This is a genomic window from Sulfolobus sp. E5-1-F (assembly GCF_009601705.1).
Classification (GTDB): Archaea; Thermoproteota; Thermoprotei_A; order Sulfolobales; family Sulfolobaceae; genus Saccharolobus.
The window spans coordinates 250,436-268,117 of record NZ_CP045687.1; the positions used below are offsets into that span (position 1 = coordinate 250,436).

Consider the following 17,682-nt stretch of genomic DNA (forward strand, 5'->3'; position numbering starts at 1 on the left):
ATTGTTGACCACACTCATGTTTAACATAGTAATTGTGATATTCAATATAATCAAACCTAAATAATCCTTATATTTATTTGTGATATTTTATTTAAAAGATAGATAATTAAGTTTTTAACTCCGTTGAGCGAAGAGACTAAATTCCATCTTCCTAAAAACAGATACTCTCTCTACGGGAAGTTTTTTGTAATTTACTTGAAATAGAAACGATTATTCAATACAAATCGAACACAGAATCACATATCGCTTACGCGGGAGTGTTCTCATGCAGTCATCTTATTCGATATATTATTGTAAAAATATATCAGATTAGAAATTTTTATAATTACTCAACTTGATCTAGAGGTAACCGCGAAACTAGAACGTACAAAATAGTCTAAGAAGCTTTATGTGCGAGAGCCGCGAGTTTTTTGAGCGGGCGAATAGCATGAACCTCACGGCTCTCGCACAACTAATACTTTTGATTTTAAGAAATTTAAATCTTAAAAGAAAGTACGAGCTAAAGGATATTGCACTAGCATTAGCCTACTCCTTGGGAGTTCAGATCACGAAAATAGGAATCCCGCCATCAACACTATACTACTACGTGAAGAAAGTGGGAATAAGGAGGAGAAGGGAGAAGAGACCAACATGCCCATCATGCAACTCCAACAGAGTAGTCAAGAACGGCTCATCTAGAGGGAAGGCAAAGTATAGATGCAAAGTGTGTGGAAGAACGTTTTACAACACGTTGAAGCACAGAATGAATAAGGAACAAAGGGAGAGAATCTTAAAGGAGTACTTGAACAGGATGAGCATGAGGGCAATATCAAGAGTTGAGGGAAAGCCATTAACTACGATCTACAGCCTAATGAAGAGGATTGGAGCAAAGGCCTTCACGAGCTTGGTAATATTGAGGGGTCAACTCAAGGGTTTCATGGCTAAGTCTACAGTGTTTGACGAGTTCTGGACTTATCTTCGTGTTAGGCATGGGAAGGTTAGAGCGGATCTCTGGATTTGGACTGCTCTTTCTGATGGGATACCTTTCTACGAGTCTGGGGACAGAAGTTATGGAACTTTCCGTCTCCTCTTGAGCTGGTTACCTAGGAGTGGGGTAAATTATACTGATCACTACTGTGTTTATCAAGTTCTTGATAAACGCGTAGCTAGTAAGAAGTACACTTACATTGTGGAGAGCCATAATTCTTGGTGTAGGTCTCATCTTGCTAGGTTAGCTAGGGATACTAGGGCTGTTAATAGGAGTCAGAGGATGGTGGATTACAGTTTAGCCTTGTTGAACGTTATGTATCCTCACGTGTTCTCAAGGGAGATAACTCCCTTAAACGAGACTTACTTGAGGACAGTACAGTATATTAGAGACTGTCTGATATAATTTTACTAACAGTTCTCGAATAAGATGACTGCATGAGAACACTCCCGCTATGTTTAGTATTAACTTTGCTTCTTTTACTATTAATGGAAATTCTTTGATATTAGTCTCACTCATCATTTGCAGACTATCTCAACTTAATGCGGTTTATATCAAAAGATAGTTAGTGGTATGAAATCCACTGCGTAGGGCCCGAAGTTGTCCCACGATTAGCAGTTGAGGTTAAGTCCTATTACCTAATATAGAGATTAAATGAGAGTATAGTAACAAACGGTAATCAACTATTGCGTAAAATATTTTAGAAATAGTTAGACTATTCTACATTGGCTATTTATACAACTCTTTTTTACTTTTAAAATTTTAATTATCATATATGGAAATAGATATAAAAACTCCCTTTTCATCTGTCAAAATTAATAATTATAGGAAGGAGATTGAGATAATTAGTGTAAAGGACAGGATAATTATAGGAAGGATTTACTATTATCTGACAAAGACAATTTTCTTACTCCCAAGACTTTACGGAATAATGGCAAAGGATCCGTTATTGGATTGGAAGAGGGAGCTGGAAATGCAATTCACACAAATTTTGACAAATGAGCTATCATTAGCTAGATTAGTTAATGTTAATGCGAACTTTAAAATGTATACCCCAAAATTATTAATTGAAGGAAACCTTAATGACGGTAAGGTAGATGCAAGAGTTGAATTAAAGGTTCTACCTGAATTAGGACAAGAAAACATTGTTAGAAGTTTAGTTAAGATAGATTCGTTTTATTTCTCAGATATTAACAAAAAGAGGCCATATATCATACCGGCAATTAGGGCTGGTTTAGTTGCTTCATTTTACAGATTTCTTCCAATTAAGTTTGAACAATCACCCGGTATTCCGAAAACTCTAGGAATAATATCAGACTTCATAAATTCTTTAGTTTTACCCCAGGGATATTCTGAGGTGATTTTAGGACATAAAATCTACATTAAAGACGATGACGTTTATTGTGATAATGATATAATATATAATGCAAATCCGGAAATATTGAGCTTATTCCCGATTATGTTTTTTATTAAGAATACAAGTGATAATGATATAATAATAATCGAGGAACCAGAGGCTCATCTAAAGGAATTTAAGGATACTTTAAAAGAATTAATAAGCAAATCTAAGGCAAAGATAGTACTAGTTAATAGTGAAGGTCTCTAGAGAGAGTGTCCCAAACGCAAATAATTCAATAAATCTATGTACAGATTTATAGAGAATTATTCAAAAGACAAGATAAACTGCTGAGAAATTATGAATTTTCTCTTGAAGCTAAAAGTGGAGTAATACTTAAAGGGAACCGGGAGGGTGTAATACTGATTCCCATGATCCAACAGGAAAGGTCCTACACCCCACCGGTTCCCAAAGAATACTTATCGGCAAAGCATAAAACTCTTGTGAAAATGAACTACGTACTAACCACGTTCACTGCATTCTCTGGTCTCTCCGACCTCTACGTACTAAGAGCATTAATAGTAATGGTAGTATGGACATGCTCCTACAGGGACGTATGGTGCTACTACCATACCGATATCGTAGTCAGATGGTTCCTAGGAGAACCTAAATCGAAATCAGAAATCCATAGGAGAGCTAAGAGGCTAAAGATGGAGATAAAGGACGTGTTCAAGAAGTACGTAAAGGAATTGGAGACAAGAATGAACATGCTGAACAATTACCTACCGAGCAGCGCACTATACGGTAGAGTAGGGAAGCTCTGGGCCGTAGACTCCTTCCTCATTGAAGTCCCCTTCGGCAAGACTAACAAGGAGACTTTTAAGAAGAAATTCGAACTTGAATTGAGGAGGAGGAACTACAAGCAAGCTGCTAAACTGCTTTACCATTACTTGAATAGTAAGGTGAGGAGGAGGTTCAAGGGGGAGTTCGCTAAGAAGAGGAACAGAAGTTACTTCGGCTTCAAGGTATTCACTCTCATGTCACCAACAATGATCGTTCACGAGATTCAAGTCAGTATGGGGATTTCTTTTATCTTGATATAAACTAAAAAATACTAAGATAGTATTAAACTAACATTAACCCCATTAAAATATATTATATTGTGCTAAAGTAGAAGAAAAATAGCACTTTTCCTAATCAAGTGAAGAGGAATATAGAATTTATTGCACGTGAGATAAAGGGAAAGCGAGAGTGAGTCAATTCAAGTAAACAAGTAAACGAGTATACAAACAAACTGGGTAGTCCAAGTAAGATTTAGAACTCGTTTGAGATCCCTCTCCCCTCATCTCAGTCGAGGAAAGAGAGATCATCTCGTCTGCAAACTCCCTCAACTTGATCCTCCGACGAGATGAGAGAATAAACCAAGCATTAACTATGAGATACGAGATGAGGACGATAACCAACTCCTTCCTCACGTCACAAGTCCTCGTCCTTATCCTAAAGCTCTCAAGGGAACGAAATGCAGTCTCTATTCCCCACCTCCTCCTATACATCTCAGCCAAGAAAATGGCCTCGTACTCCGAAACCCTACTCCTCACCAAAAACGAGACTAACCTATCTCCCTCCCTCAAGATAACCAAATAAGCTCCAGAACGATGCCTCTTAACCAAGAAACCCGTATAGGTTACCCCAGCGTAGGTTACATTAATCTCCTCCAACTCCTTGAGGTAATTCTTATACATGTTCAACCTAGCTGCTATGACGAAGTCAACTCCCCTCTCCACGAGGAACGAGAGTACCTCGTTCACGGCGAACTCCCTATCGGCGAAGATAATTGTTAGCTTGAATCCCAGCTCCTTGACTTGTCTCTCGAGGTTTGTGAAGATTTCCTTGAAGTTCTTTGTTACGTTCTTCTCGGTAACGGGTTGGACGCTTATGAATCCCTTAACTCTTCCCATGAGGTAGATCGCTATTTGGACTAGTCCATAGGTTGTGCCCTTGGTTGGTTTTATTCTCGCTAGTAAGTTCTTTGATTTGTGGTATTGTGGTATTGCGTGGAAGTCCACTGCTACCCTCTTGTCCCTGACCTTGAGGAGTTTTTTAGCCTGTTCCTCTATTGCGCTTATCACGTTTTCAGCTTTCACCGAGTTTAGGGCGTTGAGCGCGTATTTTCCCTCGTTTCCAAGCTCGCTTAAGTATCTTCCTCTAGCTTTCAAGAGTGCTCTCAAGATCTTTTTTACCTTCTCATCTGGGAGAGAAAGGAATATTAGGGAGAAAAGGGATAATAAATTCTTGAAGGCGGACCTAACGTAAGTTCTATTATGGTCTGTTGTACTGGTCATACGTTAGGTTCGCCTTCCTTATATACAAACTTTTCTCCTATTTTACATTTTGAAATTTAGCCTTATTGTATTTTATTTAATGCGTAATTTTCGCTAAAAACGAAATCCCCATACTGAAGTGGAAATGGCTAACTTCCCCGACAACAAGGTTTTCTCGGTCAGCGGTTACAAGGTGGTGGATAGGGGGTTTCTAGGCAAATCGTCGACTTGGTTGATCGGTTTTCCAAGTTTCAGAAGGTACGTGGAGTTTTTCGGGATCTTCTTGAGGAGGTATTGGAGACCCTACGCGACAAACCGGGAGATGAACTCTTCGTTTATGTAATAGCGTTGATCTACAACGCCATGATCTACACGTCTGTATTGTCACGAGTTCCAGAGAGTTAAGACGTTGAGAAACGAGAGCAGTGTAGGCTATGTTTGAAATTCTGTTTTTCTCCACAACCTATTATTTTCTATTACAATATAAAATTAATCTTCTGCTGTATTGAAAGATATAATTGTATTTAACGCTTTATTTTATATAATATTATATTTCTCCCCTTCAAGCTTTATTGAATTATTTGTAATCGGGACACTCTCTCTAGGCCAAAAATTGTTATAGTGAGAAAATAAACGTTAAGATTCATTGTGAAATTATAAAGAATTTATGTTTGATACTAAATTGCGATAAATTTCATTTTTACTTAGAATAGAAACATTCAAAATATTTCTTTTTATCTCAAGGTATTAGTGGATTGTTAAGTTTTTTAAGACAAAATTAGTATAGAGATAAGCTAATTTATTACCAGTATTATTATATATCTCTTTATTAAATCTAAAAGTCCTACTTCCGTGAATGACAGAGAAGATAATTTTATTTTCCTATAACTAAAATATTACTAGAATTTATTGTTTAAAGACCGAATGTCACCGAAAGATTTATATAGAATTATTTTTATAAAGTTATCAGAGGTTCAATGGTTAGTAAGAGGAAAAACACTAAGGCTTTATCTGGTGCTGTAACTGCACTAATACTTGTAATAGCATCAGTAATAATAGCACTAGTAGTTGTGGGATTTGCCTTCGGACTATTCGGAGCCTTCTCATCATCACCAAACATACACCTAGTAAGCGCATACATAAAAGGTGGTGTGTTATATATTACGCTAAGTAATACTGGTTCAGCAAGCGGTCAAGTACTTGGAGTAATAGCGCAAGCAGGAGGTAGCGTGGCTTCCATATCTACAACAATTATTATTCCTGCAGGTGGCATTACAAATATATCAGTGACTATAACGGGTAGTAATGGTATTTCGAGCCTGACTCCTGGTGAGACAGTAACTTTTCAAGTTGTTACTAATACTGGTGAATCAGTTTCTGGTGTAGCAACAGTACTAAGCAGCTGATGGGGAATTAAGTGAAGAAATTTTTTGTCTATTCCGTTCTTCTAGCGATTTTTCTCTTATCCTATACCCTCTTAGCCCCCATATAAACATTATTATTTAAACTTTCGTACTTACTTATAATTGTGGAATATCCCTACTTTGACTTGGAGACTGCTAGAGAACTATTACCATGGCTTAGAAATCGCTTGATACAGCTAAGGAAGATAAAGAACGAGATTGAACTTCTATTAGTTAATGGCGATAAGTACGCTTTGCAACAATATGCAAGCGAGACAAAAAAGATTATTGATGAAATTATCTCTAAAGGTATTATATTAAGGGATATTGATTTAGGCTTGGTGGATTTTCCTGCAATTATAAACAATAAACCCGCATTTTTCTGCTGGAAACTGGATGAGGATGACATATTATATTGGCATTACGTTGATGAAGGATTTAGGGGAAGGAAGCGACTGAGTGGTTATGAAGATGTTCTTAGTTTACGTTAATTTTATTTATTTTAACTTATTAACAATCCCTAATGTTCGTTGGACAAAGTATCAAAAGAAAGGAGGATTTAAAGTTCATAACTGGTTCTGGTAGATATATTGACGACATTGAGTATCCGGGATCCTTATATCTTTATATAGTTAGAAGTCAAATTGCACATGCTAGGATTAAGAAGATTGATGTTAGCGATGCGTTAAAAGTTAGTGGGGTTATCGGGGTCATTACCGGCTTAACTATTCCTTTTGAAAATAGACCTAATAATTGGCCAATGGCAAAGGATGAGATATTATATGTTGGACATCCTATTGCTGCAATTTTAGCTACTGATAAATACGTTGCGGCTGATGCTTCTGATTTGATTCAAGTAGATTACGAGGAATTACCAGCAGTTATTGATCCTGAGAAGGCTTTGAAGGATGATATTAAGGCAGTTGAAGGTAGGAGTAATATTGCTTATAAGAAGGTTTATAGTGCTGGTGACCCAGAAAAGGCACTTTCCAATTCAGATATTGTATTAGAGGAGAGGTTTGAGATATCCAGGGTTTATCCCTCACCGATGGAAACTAGAGGTTTACTTTCAGTGTATCAAGAAGGTAGTTTATTAGTTTATGCCTCTACCCAATCCGCTCACTATATGAGGAGGTATTTGTTGTCGGTTTTTGGCAATAAGGTTAGGGATATAAGAGTTATTCAGGCTGATGTTGGAGGTGCCTTTGGGGCTAAGCTATTTCCATATGCGGAGGATTTCATAACCGTTTATGCTAGTTTACAATACAAGAGGCCCGTAAAGTGGTTTGCTTTAAGGAGTGAGGATATAAGGAGTATGTATCATGGTAGGGGGCAGATACATAAGGTTAAGTTTGGAGCTAAAAAGGATGGTACTTTAACTGGGATAATAGATGATGCGATTATTGACTTAGGCGCTGCTTCTCATGGAACTTACCTAGTGGATATAGCAGCCACAATGTTACCTGGGCCTTATAGGGTTAGAGATTTGAGAGTTAACGCTTATGGTGTTTACACTAATAAGACTCCTTTAGATCAATATAGGGGTGCTGGCAGACCGGAAGCAGCTTTCGTATACGAAAGAATAATGGATATTATTGCTGACGAACTGAAATTAGACCCCATAGCGGTTAGGAAAAGGAACATAATAACTGAATTACCTTATATTAATCCTCTTGGTTTAAAGTATGATTCTGGTAATTACTTAAAATTGCTGGAAAGAGCTGAGAAGGTCTATAGGGAGTTTGAGGAAAGAGCTAATGAATTAAGAAAACAAGGTAGGAGAGTTGGCGCCGGTTTATCGTTCTATCTAGAGCAGAATAACTTTGGTCCTTGGGAGAGCGCTTCAGTTAGAATTAAGGCTGATGGTAAGGTTCAAGTGATTATAGGTGCTAGCCCACATGGTCAAGGTGCTGAAACTGGTATTGCTCAAATCGTTGCTGACGAATTGGGAGTAAGCGTTGACGATGTTGAAGTAATCTGGGGGGATACTGCTCTAATAGGTGAGGGTTTTGGTACTTACGGTAGTAGGAGTTTAACCTTAGCTGGTAATGCTGCGTTATTAGCTGCTAGAAGGGTAAAAGACAAGGCTTTAAGGTTAGCTGCACAATTTATGAAGTCTGATGTTCAAGAGCTCGAATATAAGGATGGTAAGGTTATTAATCCTAAAAGCGGTAAGGCAATGAGCTTGAAGGAAATTGCTGCTCGTAATATGGCTAGTTTAGGTGGTATTTGGGAGTATAAGGAAGAACCTGGACTAGAAGCTACTGGATATTTCGGATTCGATAATCTAACTTACCCCTATGGTTCACATGTTGTTTTAGCAGAGGTCGATGAATCTGGAAAGGTAAAGGTAATAGATTATTACGCTATTGATGATATAGGTACTGTTGTGAATCCAATGTTAGCTGAGGCTCAAGTTATAGGAGGAGTAATTCAAGGATTTGGCGAGAGCGTATTGGAGGAGATTGTGTATGACGAGAATGGCAATTTGATAACTGGTAATTTATCTGATTACGCTATACCTACTGCAGTTGAAGCGTTCAATATTAAATGGGAGTACATGGAAGAGGGGAAGTCTGAGGCTCCATTGCCAGCAAAGGGAATTGGTGAGGGAGCAACTATTGGTACTCCACCAGCATTAATAAGGGCTATAGAGAAGGCAATAGGTAAGAGGTTGACTAGATTACCAAGTAGGTTAGAAGATTTGATATGAAATTTTTCTTTTTTATAAAATAACTTAAAATTCTTTTGACAATAGTATAGATAGAAAGCTATTTAAGTAAAAATAAACACTGTTAAAGTAGTATGACTCAGGTAATAGAATCCTATTCCTCACCATTTTATAAGAATATAATTGATCTACCTCCATCAGTAGTGAGAAAACTTTGGAAAAGTAAAAAGATAATGATACTCGATGTCAGAACGCCACAAGAATATGAGGATCATCATATACCTGGAGCAATTTTAGCACCCTTAGACTATTTGGAACATCTAACTGAACTTTTCGAAGATAAGGAGGTAGCGGTAGTATGTGAGCATGGAAATAGGGCGAGATACGCTACATATGGATTACCTCATCTCTACAAGAAAAGAGCTTACTACATGATCGGAGGAATGGCATTATGGATGGCGATGGGTTATGAGGTGGAAAGTGGAGTTGATAAGAATGGAGTACTATGGCAAAAGATCATAGAAAAGAAGTTTAACTATTAACTACTTGAGCAGTTACTGGAACGTAAATAGTGTTTTGGTTAGTTACTACTACTAAAGTTAAGCTAACCGTTTGTATTCCGTTAGGAAAGACAAATCGAGTGTTTATACTATAGATATGTTGACCTACTAACAATTCGTAGCTAACATTATGCAAAGTAGTGTTGTAAATTACTCCTACTATCTTAGCATTACTAAAGGAGTTTTCAAGTGTTATATTAAGTATCCCATAACTTGTTATAAGAGCTGGGCCAAACTGTCTTACTTCTCCATAACTACTCCCAAAATACCCTAAATATGAAAATAATATTGAAACTAATGCTATTGCTAAGATCACTGAGGCTAATAGTACTATCATCATAGTCACGGAATCACTTAAACCTCTTCTCATATACGTATTTTGATTCTTGATATATATAAATTAAACTGTTTTATATAGATTTTTATAGCGATTTTTATATACATTTATACGTGTTCAGTTAAAAAGGTTTATATAGAATTGAAGACGTTTATTGTCTGTCCTTCAGTATACAATAACGCATTAGGCATAAAGATATAGCACAACGTATTCGAAATCTATGAATCAAGTTTTAATAGAAAACACTTTAAGCTTCATTATATCATAAAAACACATGATAAAGGTTAGTAGGTACGAGATTTTTCTTGATTTTAACTTTCAAGGTGGAGATTATAAAGGATATGAGAAAATTGAAATAGAAACCAATGAAGATACAGTAACGTTAGATGCCGTGGGTTTGAAAATAACCAAGGTGAAAGTGAACGGAAAAGAGACAGAATTCTCGCAAGATGAGAATAAGGTGATCATAAAGAGTGGAGCGTTTTCTGGAAATTTAGAAGTAGAGTTTGATGGAAGGATTACGGAAAAGAAATTAGTTGGTATTTACAAAGCTTCCTATAAAGATGGATACGTTATTAGTACGCAGTTTGAGGCTACTCACGCTAGAGACTTTATACCTTGCTTTGATCATCCTGCCATGAAGGCTAAGTTTAAGTTAACTGTTAGAGTTGATAAAGGGCTAAAGGTAATATCCAATATGCCAATAGTGAGAGAAAAGGAAGATAATGGGAAAGTAATATACGAATTTGACGAAACTCCTAAAATGTCAACTTATTTGTTATACCTAGGAATAGGGAACTTTGAGGAAATTAGAGATGAAACCAAAACTCCCACAATTATAGTAGCCACAATACCGGGTAAAGTACAAAAAGGAAGATTCCCCATGGCGATCTCAAGAAATGTAATAGAGTTTTATGGAAAGTATTTTGAGATTCCTTACCAATTGCCTAAACTACATTTAATAGCAATACCAGAATTCGCATATGGCGCTATGGAGAATTGGGGTGCTATTACTTTTAGGGAGACTGCTTTGCTGGCTGACGATTCTTCTTCAATTTCTCAAAAGTTCAGGGTTGCTGAGGTTGTTGCTCATGAATTGGCTCATCAGTGGTTGGTAATTTGGTAACTTTGAAGTGGTGGGATGATTTATGGCTAAACGAGAGCTTCGCAACATTCATGAGTCATAAGGCTATTTCACAATTATTCCCTTCATGGAAATTCTGGGACTATTTCGTTTTAAACCAGACTTCTAAAGCCTTAGAAAAGGACTCTGTATCGACTACACATCCAATAGAGGCACATGTAAAAGACCCTAATGAAGTAGAACAAATGTTTGACGATATTAGTTATGGTAAGGGGGCTAGTATTTTGAGGATGATCGAGGCTTATGTTGGTGAGGAGAATTTTAGGAGAGGGGTTGTTAATTACTTAAAGAAGTTCTCGTATTCGAACGCTCAAGGTTCTGATTTATGGAATTCGATTTCTGAAGTTTATGGTTCCGATATTTCCCCAATAATGGCTGATTGGATAACTAAACCTGGTTATCCAATGGTTAGAGTTAGCGTCTCTGGAAAACACGTGAGCCTGGAGCAAGAGAGATTTTCATTAACAAGTAATGTCGAGAACCTAATTTATAAGATCCCTCTTACTATGGAGGTTAACGGCAAGGTTGTAACTCATTTATTAGATAAGGAGAGAGATACTATAGTATTTGAGGAAGATGTAAGGAGCTTAAAGGTTAATGTAAATAGGACTGGGTTTTACAGAGTGTTTTATTATAACAACTCCGATCTAGTATTTAATAGTAATTTATCAGAACTTGACAAGTGGGGTATTATAAACGATTATTGGGCTTTCCTATTGGCTGGTAAAATAGGTTTCAAGGAATATGATAAGGTAATATCTAGATTCTTTAACGATAAGGATTTCTTACCGGTTAATGAGCTTTCTAATGAATTATTTACACTTTACGCAATAAATCCAGATAAATATCAAGATATTGCAAAGGAATTTCATAGAATTCAGCTAAAAAACTGGAGAAATTCAAAGGATGAATTAGGAAGATTGACGTACTCAAACATTCTCTATAGACTTGCCGCAATGGATGATGAGTTCTCTTTAGGCCTTTCAGAGCTATTCAGATTTTACGATTCTCTAGATTCTGATACTAAACAAGGAGTGGCTGTAGCATATGCTATAACCTATGAAGATAATTCCGTTGACGAGTTGTTAGAGAGGTTTAGGAAGGAAACCTTTGATGAGGAGAAGCTTAGATATTTAACCGCAATGTTACTTTTCAAGAAGCCTTACCTTGTGGGAAACACCTTAAGTTTAATACTAAGTGGTGAGATTAAGAAGCAAGATATTCCTTTAACTTTAAGCACAGCTGCTTACAATCCTTACGCTAAGAGCGCAGTACGAAGCTGGATTAAGATGCATATTAACTTCATGAGAGAGGCCTATAAGGGTACTGGAATACTTGGGAGAAGACTTGCTGAGGTTATTCCATTGATAGGAATAGGGGCGGAAAAAGAAATTGAGCAGTTCTTTAGCAATCTTAATATGCCAGAAGCGGAGAGGGGAATAAGGACAGGATTAGAGCTACTTAAAGCGTATTCGAGGTTAAAGTAATAAAGGTTTTTTAACATCTACCTTTTAACTTTTAACAGAAGTAGACGATATGGATAAGTATAAACTAGCTCTATTAGGCGAAGCTGGTGCAGCTGGATTAGATAGGGGATTTTCAATCAGATATAAGATATTTTGTGAGTCCTACTCAAATGAGGTATCCCACTGGAAGTATTTTCAGAAATATAGGAGATCATTCCTAGAGAAACCAGTATATTATGCTTTTTCAGTCTTAGGTTTTATAATCTCGTTATTTGGGATAAAGGCTGTTAAAAAGGTTAATGAGATTGTGGAAAGAAACGCTATTGAGTTTTACAAGAATAACTTTAATCAGAATGACGAGGATATAAAGAGAATTTTGGAGGATGAGGAAAAACACTTCGTAATGTCGACTGATACTTAAATAAGCTTTTGTATAAGAAGTTTAAATTGATGGCAAAAATATATTTAGGTCCAGCTGGGGTTCCTCATTCAGCTAAAAAGAAGAATACAATTGAGGGTATAAGGACTGTTAAGGAGTTAGGTTTAAACGCAATGGAAGTTGAGTTCGTTCAAGGCGTGAGAATGAGTAGGGAAACTGCAGAGGAAACTGGGCAGGTTGCGAAGGAATTGGGAGTTAGGTTATCAGTTCACGCTCCTTATTTCATCAATTTATGTTCAGAAGAAAAGGAAAAAATTGAGTCTTCGAAGCAGAGAATTTTAGATACTGCAGATAGGGCTGAGTTGATGGGGGCTGACGCTATAGCTATTCATATTGCATTTTATGGAAAGATGACTCCTGAGGAATGCTATCAGAAAGTTAAAGAAGGATTAGGAGAGGTAATAGATAAGGCTAGAGAAATGGGAATAAAGAACGTTAAGTTTGGTGTTGAAACTATGGCTAAGGAAACTGCCTTTGGTACTTTAGATGAGGTTATTTCGATATCTAAGGAACTAAAGGGTGTGATACCTTACATAGATTGGGCTCATACTTTTGCTAGACAAGGTGGAGAAATAGATTATGGGAAGATCATAGATAGGTTAGTTAAGGAATTGAGTTTAACCCACATAAATTCCCACTTCGAATCACTGGTTTCCAGAAAAGGAAAATATGTAGATGAGCATATCCCTATAGATGCTAACGCTCCGCCGTTTGAACCATTAGCAAAGGAGTTGCTTAAAAGGGACATTTCAATAACATTAATATGTGAAAGTCCGGAATTAGAAAGAGATGCGTTAAAAATGAAGGAGGTATTGGAGAGACTTGGATACAGACTCGACTGAAATATTAATAGCTTCAGATTACGATAGAACACTAGCCAATGAAGAGAATAATTTTGTAATATCACCAATTGTTGCACAAAAGATAAATGAATTTTCAAAAAAATATAAGTTTGTTGTAGTGACTGGTAGAGAAAAGAAATTTATAGAGAAATTAGCTCTTGGTTTAAGACCTACTGCGTGGATATTGGAGAATGGTTCCCTAATACTTTTCAATAATAAGGAGTTTATACTTTGTGAAAAGAGTTGGTTTGAAAGAGATAGGAAGAAGATAATTGAAATATTAGATAGTCTCAAGATTAGGTATTCTATAGGTAGGGTTATAATATATGTTGATGGTTATGGATCTAAATTAGATATGCTGAGTGAAATAGAAAAGTATGGAAGAATAGAAGTGAACAGAAACGACGCTATGATTTTACCTAAAGGTGTGGACAAGGGTACAGGAGTTTTAAAGTTTAAGGAATTAATTGGGTTTAAGGGAAAGATAATAGCCTTAGGAGATAGTGAAAACGATTATGCGTTATTTAGAGTTGCAGACATTAAAGTAGCAGTTGCAAATGCAATACCTAAAATAAAGGAAATTGCTGATATAGTAACTAAAAATCCTAATGGTTTAGGAGTATTGGAGATTTTAGATAAGATATTATCTGAGAATTTTAGAAAAGAAATAGATATCTACTAAGAACTCGTGAACTCTTTTAACATGCCAAGGATAATACGGTTTTAATCTATATTTCTCAGATAATATTTCAGCAGAAAATCCGTACTCTTTAGCAGTATTGAGGATAATTTCCCTTGATTTTTCATTAGACTTATGTATAGAGTAGACTACATCAGCAATGTTAAATGCTGTTCGCAAAAACTTAATATCAATTCCTTTATTAACTACTCCGAATGGCGGATTTTGAATTACAGTATTGAATCTACCATAAAACTGAGTTACATCAGCGTTTAATAATTCTATATCTAGGTTTAATTCCCTTTTTGTACTTCTTGTGATCTCTAATGATTCCAGATCAATCTCCACACAAGTGCAATACGCACCTAAAAGTGAAGCCGCATAGCAGAAAACGCCAGTTCCACAACCTAAATCAGCAACCTTCTTATTGCTTATATGCCCAGATATATATGCGTGCCAAACTATTTGAGCTACTATTGGTGAAGGTGTCACGTACTGTTCTAGTTCGTATTTAGGATTTGGATGCGGTCTTGAATACTTTTCTAGGAATTTTTCAATTTCCCTTTTACTAATTCTAATGCTTCCAATAAATTGGTCACCTTATTTTCCTTTATTTCGGGGTAGAACCCCAATCTATCCAAAAGTATTGCCTCAAGACCAGCTCTTTTCGCACCAACTACATCTATTTCATAAATGTCACCTATATGAATTCCGTTACTTTTGGCTATTTCCATGGCATAGGAAAAGATCTTTGGATGAGGTTTCATAACGTTCAAATCACAAGAGGCCACTATACCATCAAAGTACTTCTTAATCCCCAGATCTTCTACTATTTTATAAATACTCCTAGTTGCATTACTTACTAAGACCAGTTTGAATCCTAGTTTTTTAGCTTCTTCTAGAAACGTAATTGAATCGTCATAGAGCTCATATTCCCCAGATAATAGATTTTTTTTATTTAATCTGGCTATTAATTCTTGATCTGGATATATATTAAGTTCATAAAATAGTTCCCTAAAATCAAAAGCTGAAAGACCTCCATATTCTGGACTAGGATAGTGATGTTTTCCTAGAATCTTCGCAACTGCCTTAAAAACCCTCTTTTCGTCAACATTATAGCCCATTTCTTGAAGAGCATAAGCAATATTCTCGTGATATCTTGGTTTAAAGTGCACTAGCGTTTCTCCTAAGTCTACGAATATTGCCTTCATATATACTCGCTTTACTTGTTCCTAATTAAAAATTTTGGCATTTCAATTTTCTCAGACTTGCAAATTGGGCATCTGCTAGGCCTTTTAATTTTCTCAGAATTAAATATGTAACCACAGCTCTTGCACCTAGCCGGTATCATTATGAGTATATAACCTTTCCTTTTACTTGACCTTGCTAGATGCTCTAGATGATCGTAAATCTCTTTTTCCTTCCTAATATCTAATCTTCTCATTATCTCCTTAGCAGTTAACGGTTCATCTGAATAAGATAGCAAGAGGAATATTTTTTCTCTAGTTGTTAAGAAGTCTGTATTCAATTAAGCTCAATATACTCTCTTTTGCATCAATTTTAATATTATATGCTCTTAAAAGCCAATCATCTAGTGAAAAATCTCTCTGTCGATTATCAATTTCAATAACTTGATTTCCAAAGATATCCGAAAGATAACTACATATGTCAAAAAGAGATACTCTATTACTCCCTACGTTTATTACTCCTTATATAGGTTAATTAGCTGGGGAGAGTAATACTTTCCTCAGCTGGGGAAATATGGTCGATTTTACTCCTGAAGCCAAGTCTTCGGGCAAGGGCGTGACAAGCCCCTACCATCGGACTGAACATTGTGAAAACATTCACGAATATAGGAGTGATAATAAGGTAGGGGTAATTGGAATAGACGTATCAAAAGAACACTTGATAACAAGTAAGGGGAGGGTGAGAAAATTCACGAACAACGAGGAAGGTTACGAGAAAATACTAAGCATGAAACCAAACATCATCATAATAGAACCAACTGGAGTATACTCAACAAGACCTTCTCAATACTTCAAGGAGAGAGGAGTAAAGGTATTACAAGTAAGCCCAAACTTGTTGTGGAAGCAAAAGGACGTAAGGGGGAAGAAAACAGATTTTTACGACGCCGAGAAACTTGAAAACATGGTTAATAATGCTAGAGAATACACCCACAACCCATTGAAGGAGCTAGTCTCACTCTACCTCTTCATGAAAGATATACAGATAAAACAAGAGAACAGATTGAAGAGAACACTCTTCCTCGTTACAGACGATGAGAAGATAAGTGAGGAGAGGTTGGAGAAGTTCTCAAAGGGTGACTTCTCAGACGTAAAGCTGTACCAACTAGAATACACTAACACGGTACTGCGAGAGATCCAAGTATTAGCTAAAACATTACTTCAAACTAGAGAAGAGTTAGAAAGGGTGAGGGGAATGATCGAGGAACAAGTGCCTGAAGACCACGTTCTACTCACAATTCCAGGGGTAGGGAGACTAGCAGCTGGGATAATAATTGGGGTTGTGGGGGATATTAAGCGTTTTCCAAGTCCAGAGTCCTTCGTAGCATATTGTGGTCTTGATCCAGTGGTGGAGAGGAGTGGTAGGGTTGAGATCAGAAAGGGGATTTCTAAGAGGGGTAATAAGTACTTGCGTAGCTTGTTCTACTTCCTTGCCTTGACTCAGTACTCTCGTAATCCAACGCTTCTCAAGTTTCACGAGTCGCATAAGGATAGGCTTAAGGGTAGGAAGTTGTATACTGCTTTGGCTAGGAAGTTGGCTAGGATAGTGTGGAGTGTTTGGTATAATAATAAGCCTTATGAGGTGAAGTGATCCTCCCCTAATCACCACGCGGATTGAAAGAAGTCCGCGTGGCAATCGTAGCTGACACTATGCTTAGAATTCAACCGAAATGTTTATTACTGAACTGCCCTTGCCTCCTTTTCAATAAGTGATTTAATTACTTTAGCTAATGTATTCAGATCTATAATTGAGATATAAAAGTTTTTATTACACTTTAGTACTTTTCCCATCATGGAAGCTTTAATAAACGGAAATAGAAAACCCTTGTACGATAACGAAAATAGTGCTCCAACTCTTAAAACTAAGTAATTACCTAACGATATAATACTACTCTCTCCTACTAGTTTAGTTAATCCGTAATAATTTAGTGGATTAGGAGTATTATGTTCCTTGTAGAAACCTTTCTTCCCATCGTAAATTAAAAAAGAAGAAAGAAATACATTTAAGCTTCCCACTTTAGACCCAGCTCTAGCTATGTTAATTGCGTACCAAGTGTTAAATGACCAGGCTAAAGGAGGATTTGCGTTGCTTTCGAAAATTGGTATTTCAAAAGTATGTATTATGACATCTGGTTTTTCTCTTAAAACCTTTGAGGAACTATCAACTATTACAATCTCATTATCTTTACTACCGAGAAATTTAGCAATTGCTTTAGCAATATCTCCTTCATCAGTAACTCCAATTTTCAATATCTACCATCATGCAGAACTAC

At 36.6% G+C, this 17,682-nt stretch carries 15 protein-coding genes and 5 pseudogenes; 13 read left to right on the forward strand and 7 right to left on the reverse strand.

The features are described from left to right. The first annotated feature begins 427 nt into the window (after positions 1-427). The 3 genes and pseudogenes from GFS03_RS01320 to GFS03_RS01330 all read left to right on the forward strand — a co-directional run. Positions 428-1,372 (forward strand): IS1 family transposase, encoded by a 945-nt coding sequence (locus tag GFS03_RS01320; RefSeq protein WP_153422144.1) that lies wholly within the window; start codon positions 428-430, stop codon positions 1,370-1,372. A gap of 370 nt (positions 1,373-1,742) precedes the next feature. Further along, on the forward strand, positions 1,743-2,573 hold the full coding sequence (locus GFS03_RS01325; RefSeq protein WP_153422145.1) for a hypothetical protein: 831 nt from the start codon (positions 1,743-1,745) through the stop codon (positions 2,571-2,573). A 161-nt stretch (positions 2,574-2,734) separates the two neighbouring features. Further along, positions 2,735-3,382, forward strand: a pseudogene (locus tag GFS03_RS01330) (IS5/IS1182 family transposase); the annotation flags it as partial. Between the two features lie 177 nt (positions 3,383-3,559). On the opposite strand, the gene GFS03_RS01335 reads toward GFS03_RS01330, so the two are convergent. Further along, entirely contained in the window at positions 3,560-4,645 is a 1,086-nt protein-coding gene (locus tag GFS03_RS01335) for a transposase (protein ID WP_238699150.1), read from the reverse strand. A gap of 115 nt (positions 4,646-4,760) precedes the next feature. Between GFS03_RS01335 and GFS03_RS01340 the strand changes: the two are divergent. The 5 genes and pseudogenes from GFS03_RS01340 to GFS03_RS01360 form a co-directional block, all read left to right on the forward strand. After that, positions 4,761-5,029: pseudogene (locus GFS03_RS01340) on the forward strand (IS5/IS1182 family transposase); the annotation flags it as partial. Positions 5,030-5,601: 572 nt separating this feature from the next. Further along, the gene (locus GFS03_RS01345) at positions 5,602-6,030 is read left to right on the forward strand and encodes a hypothetical protein (protein ID WP_153422146.1); all 429 of its coding nucleotides are present in this window, start codon (positions 5,602-5,604) and stop codon (positions 6,028-6,030) included. Between the two features lie 122 nt (positions 6,031-6,152). Further along, a complete protein-coding gene (locus GFS03_RS01350; RefSeq protein WP_153422147.1) occupies positions 6,153-6,518 on the forward strand; it encodes a DUF2203 domain-containing protein in 366 nt (121 codons plus the stop codon). A 32-nt stretch (positions 6,519-6,550) separates the two neighbouring features. After that, on the forward strand, positions 6,551-8,740 hold the full coding sequence (gene cutA / locus GFS03_RS01355; RefSeq protein ID WP_153422148.1) for a glyceraldehyde dehydrogenase subunit alpha: 2,190 nt from the start codon (positions 6,551-6,553) through the stop codon (positions 8,738-8,740). A gap of 92 nt (positions 8,741-8,832) precedes the next feature. Further along, positions 8,833-9,240: a rhodanese-like domain-containing protein gene (locus tag GFS03_RS01360; protein ID WP_153422149.1), complete on the forward strand. Its 408-nt coding sequence runs from the start codon at positions 8,833-8,835 to the stop codon at positions 9,238-9,240. Here the strand turns inward: GFS03_RS01360 and GFS03_RS01365 are convergent. Further along, complete coding sequence (locus tag GFS03_RS01365; RefSeq protein WP_153422150.1) at positions 9,230-9,628, reverse strand: hypothetical protein; 399 nt, start codon at positions 9,626-9,628, stop codon at positions 9,230-9,232. The genes GFS03_RS01360 and GFS03_RS01365 overlap by 11 nt on opposite strands. Before the next feature lie 241 nt (positions 9,629-9,869). Here GFS03_RS01365 and GFS03_RS01370 point away from each other — a divergent pair. The 4 genes and pseudogenes from GFS03_RS01370 (at position 9,870) to GFS03_RS01385 (ending at position 14,168) form a co-directional block, all read left to right on the forward strand. Further along, positions 9,870-12,226: pseudogene (locus GFS03_RS01370) on the forward strand (M1 family metallopeptidase). A gap of 49 nt (positions 12,227-12,275) precedes the next feature. Further along, a complete protein-coding gene (locus GFS03_RS01375; protein ID WP_153422151.1) occupies positions 12,276-12,626 on the forward strand; it encodes a hypothetical protein in 351 nt (116 codons plus the stop codon). Between the two features lie 29 nt (positions 12,627-12,655). Next, positions 12,656-13,486, forward strand: coding sequence for a deoxyribonuclease IV (locus GFS03_RS01380; RefSeq protein ID WP_153422152.1), 831 nt, complete (start codon positions 12,656-12,658; stop codon positions 13,484-13,486). After that, positions 13,467-14,168: a phosphoglycolate phosphatase gene (locus GFS03_RS01385; RefSeq protein ID WP_153422153.1), complete on the forward strand. Its 702-nt coding sequence runs from the start codon at positions 13,467-13,469 to the stop codon at positions 14,166-14,168. Before GFS03_RS01380 ends, GFS03_RS01385 begins: the two co-directional genes overlap by 20 nt. Here GFS03_RS01385 and GFS03_RS01390 read toward each other — a convergent pair. The 4 genes and pseudogenes from GFS03_RS01390 to GFS03_RS01405 all read right to left on the reverse strand — a co-directional run. Further along, the gene (locus tag GFS03_RS01390; RefSeq protein WP_181443770.1) at positions 14,130-14,657 is read right to left on the reverse strand and encodes a methyltransferase; all 528 of its coding nucleotides are present in this window, start codon (positions 14,655-14,657) and stop codon (positions 14,130-14,132) included. The two genes, GFS03_RS01385 and GFS03_RS01390, sit on opposite strands and share 39 nt — an antisense overlap. A 50-nt stretch (positions 14,658-14,707) precedes the next feature. Then, positions 14,708-15,376, reverse strand: coding sequence for an HAD family hydrolase (locus GFS03_RS01395; RefSeq protein ID WP_153422154.1), 669 nt, complete (start codon positions 15,374-15,376; stop codon positions 14,708-14,710). 11 nt (positions 15,377-15,387) lie between these two features. Continuing rightward, a complete protein-coding gene (locus tag GFS03_RS01400; RefSeq protein ID WP_153422155.1) occupies positions 15,388-15,693 on the reverse strand; it encodes a transcriptional regulator in 306 nt (101 codons plus the stop codon). Beyond that, positions 15,668-15,874 (reverse strand): annotated as a pseudogene (locus tag GFS03_RS01405) (NAD(P)-dependent oxidoreductase); the annotation flags it as partial. The gene GFS03_RS01400 and the pseudogene GFS03_RS01405, both read right to left, overlap by 26 nt. A 52-nt stretch (positions 15,875-15,926) precedes the next feature. On the opposite strand from GFS03_RS01405, the gene GFS03_RS01410 reads away from it, so the two are divergent. Then, positions 15,927-17,000 (forward strand): IS110 family transposase, encoded by a 1,074-nt coding sequence (locus tag GFS03_RS01410; protein ID WP_153422156.1) that lies wholly within the window; start codon positions 15,927-15,929, stop codon positions 16,998-17,000. A 92-nt stretch (positions 17,001-17,092) separates the two neighbouring features. Here the strand turns inward: GFS03_RS01410 and GFS03_RS01415 are convergent. Continuing rightward, positions 17,093-17,659, reverse strand: a pseudogene (locus GFS03_RS01415) (sugar nucleotide-binding protein); the annotation flags it as partial. Between the last annotated feature and the right edge of the window lie 23 nt (positions 17,660-17,682).

Bases quoted from the DNA above. Each gene is read 5' to 3' on its own strand.
- GFS03_RS01320 (WP_153422144.1), top strand. From the start codon at position 428: ATGAACCTCACGGCTCTCGCACAACTAATACTTTTGATTTTAAGAAAT.
- GFS03_RS01325 (WP_153422145.1), top strand. From the start codon at position 1,743: ATGGAAATAGATATAAAAACTCCCTTTTCATCTGTCAAAATTAATAAT.
- GFS03_RS01335 (WP_238699150.1), bottom strand. From the start codon at position 4,645: ATGACCAGTACAACAGACCATAATAGAACTTACGTTAGGTCCGCCTTC.
- GFS03_RS01345 (WP_153422146.1), top strand. From the start codon at position 5,602: ATGGTTAGTAAGAGGAAAAACACTAAGGCTTTATCTGGTGCTGTAACT.
- cutA (WP_153422148.1), top strand. From the start codon at position 6,551: ATGTTCGTTGGACAAAGTATCAAAAGAAAGGAGGATTTAAAGTTCATA.
- GFS03_RS01360 (WP_153422149.1), top strand. From the start codon at position 8,833: ATGACTCAGGTAATAGAATCCTATTCCTCACCATTTTATAAGAATATA.
- GFS03_RS01365 (WP_153422150.1), bottom strand. From the start codon at position 9,628: ATGAGAAGAGGTTTAAGTGATTCCGTGACTATGATGATAGTACTATTA.
- GFS03_RS01375 (WP_153422151.1), top strand. From the start codon at position 12,276: ATGGATAAGTATAAACTAGCTCTATTAGGCGAAGCTGGTGCAGCTGGA.
- GFS03_RS01380 (WP_153422152.1), top strand. From the start codon at position 12,656: ATGGCAAAAATATATTTAGGTCCAGCTGGGGTTCCTCATTCAGCTAAA.
- GFS03_RS01395 (WP_153422154.1), bottom strand. From the start codon at position 15,376: ATGAAGGCAATATTCGTAGACTTAGGAGAAACGCTAGTGCACTTTAAA.
- GFS03_RS01410 (WP_153422156.1), top strand. From the start codon at position 15,927: ATGGTCGATTTTACTCCTGAAGCCAAGTCTTCGGGCAAGGGCGTGACA.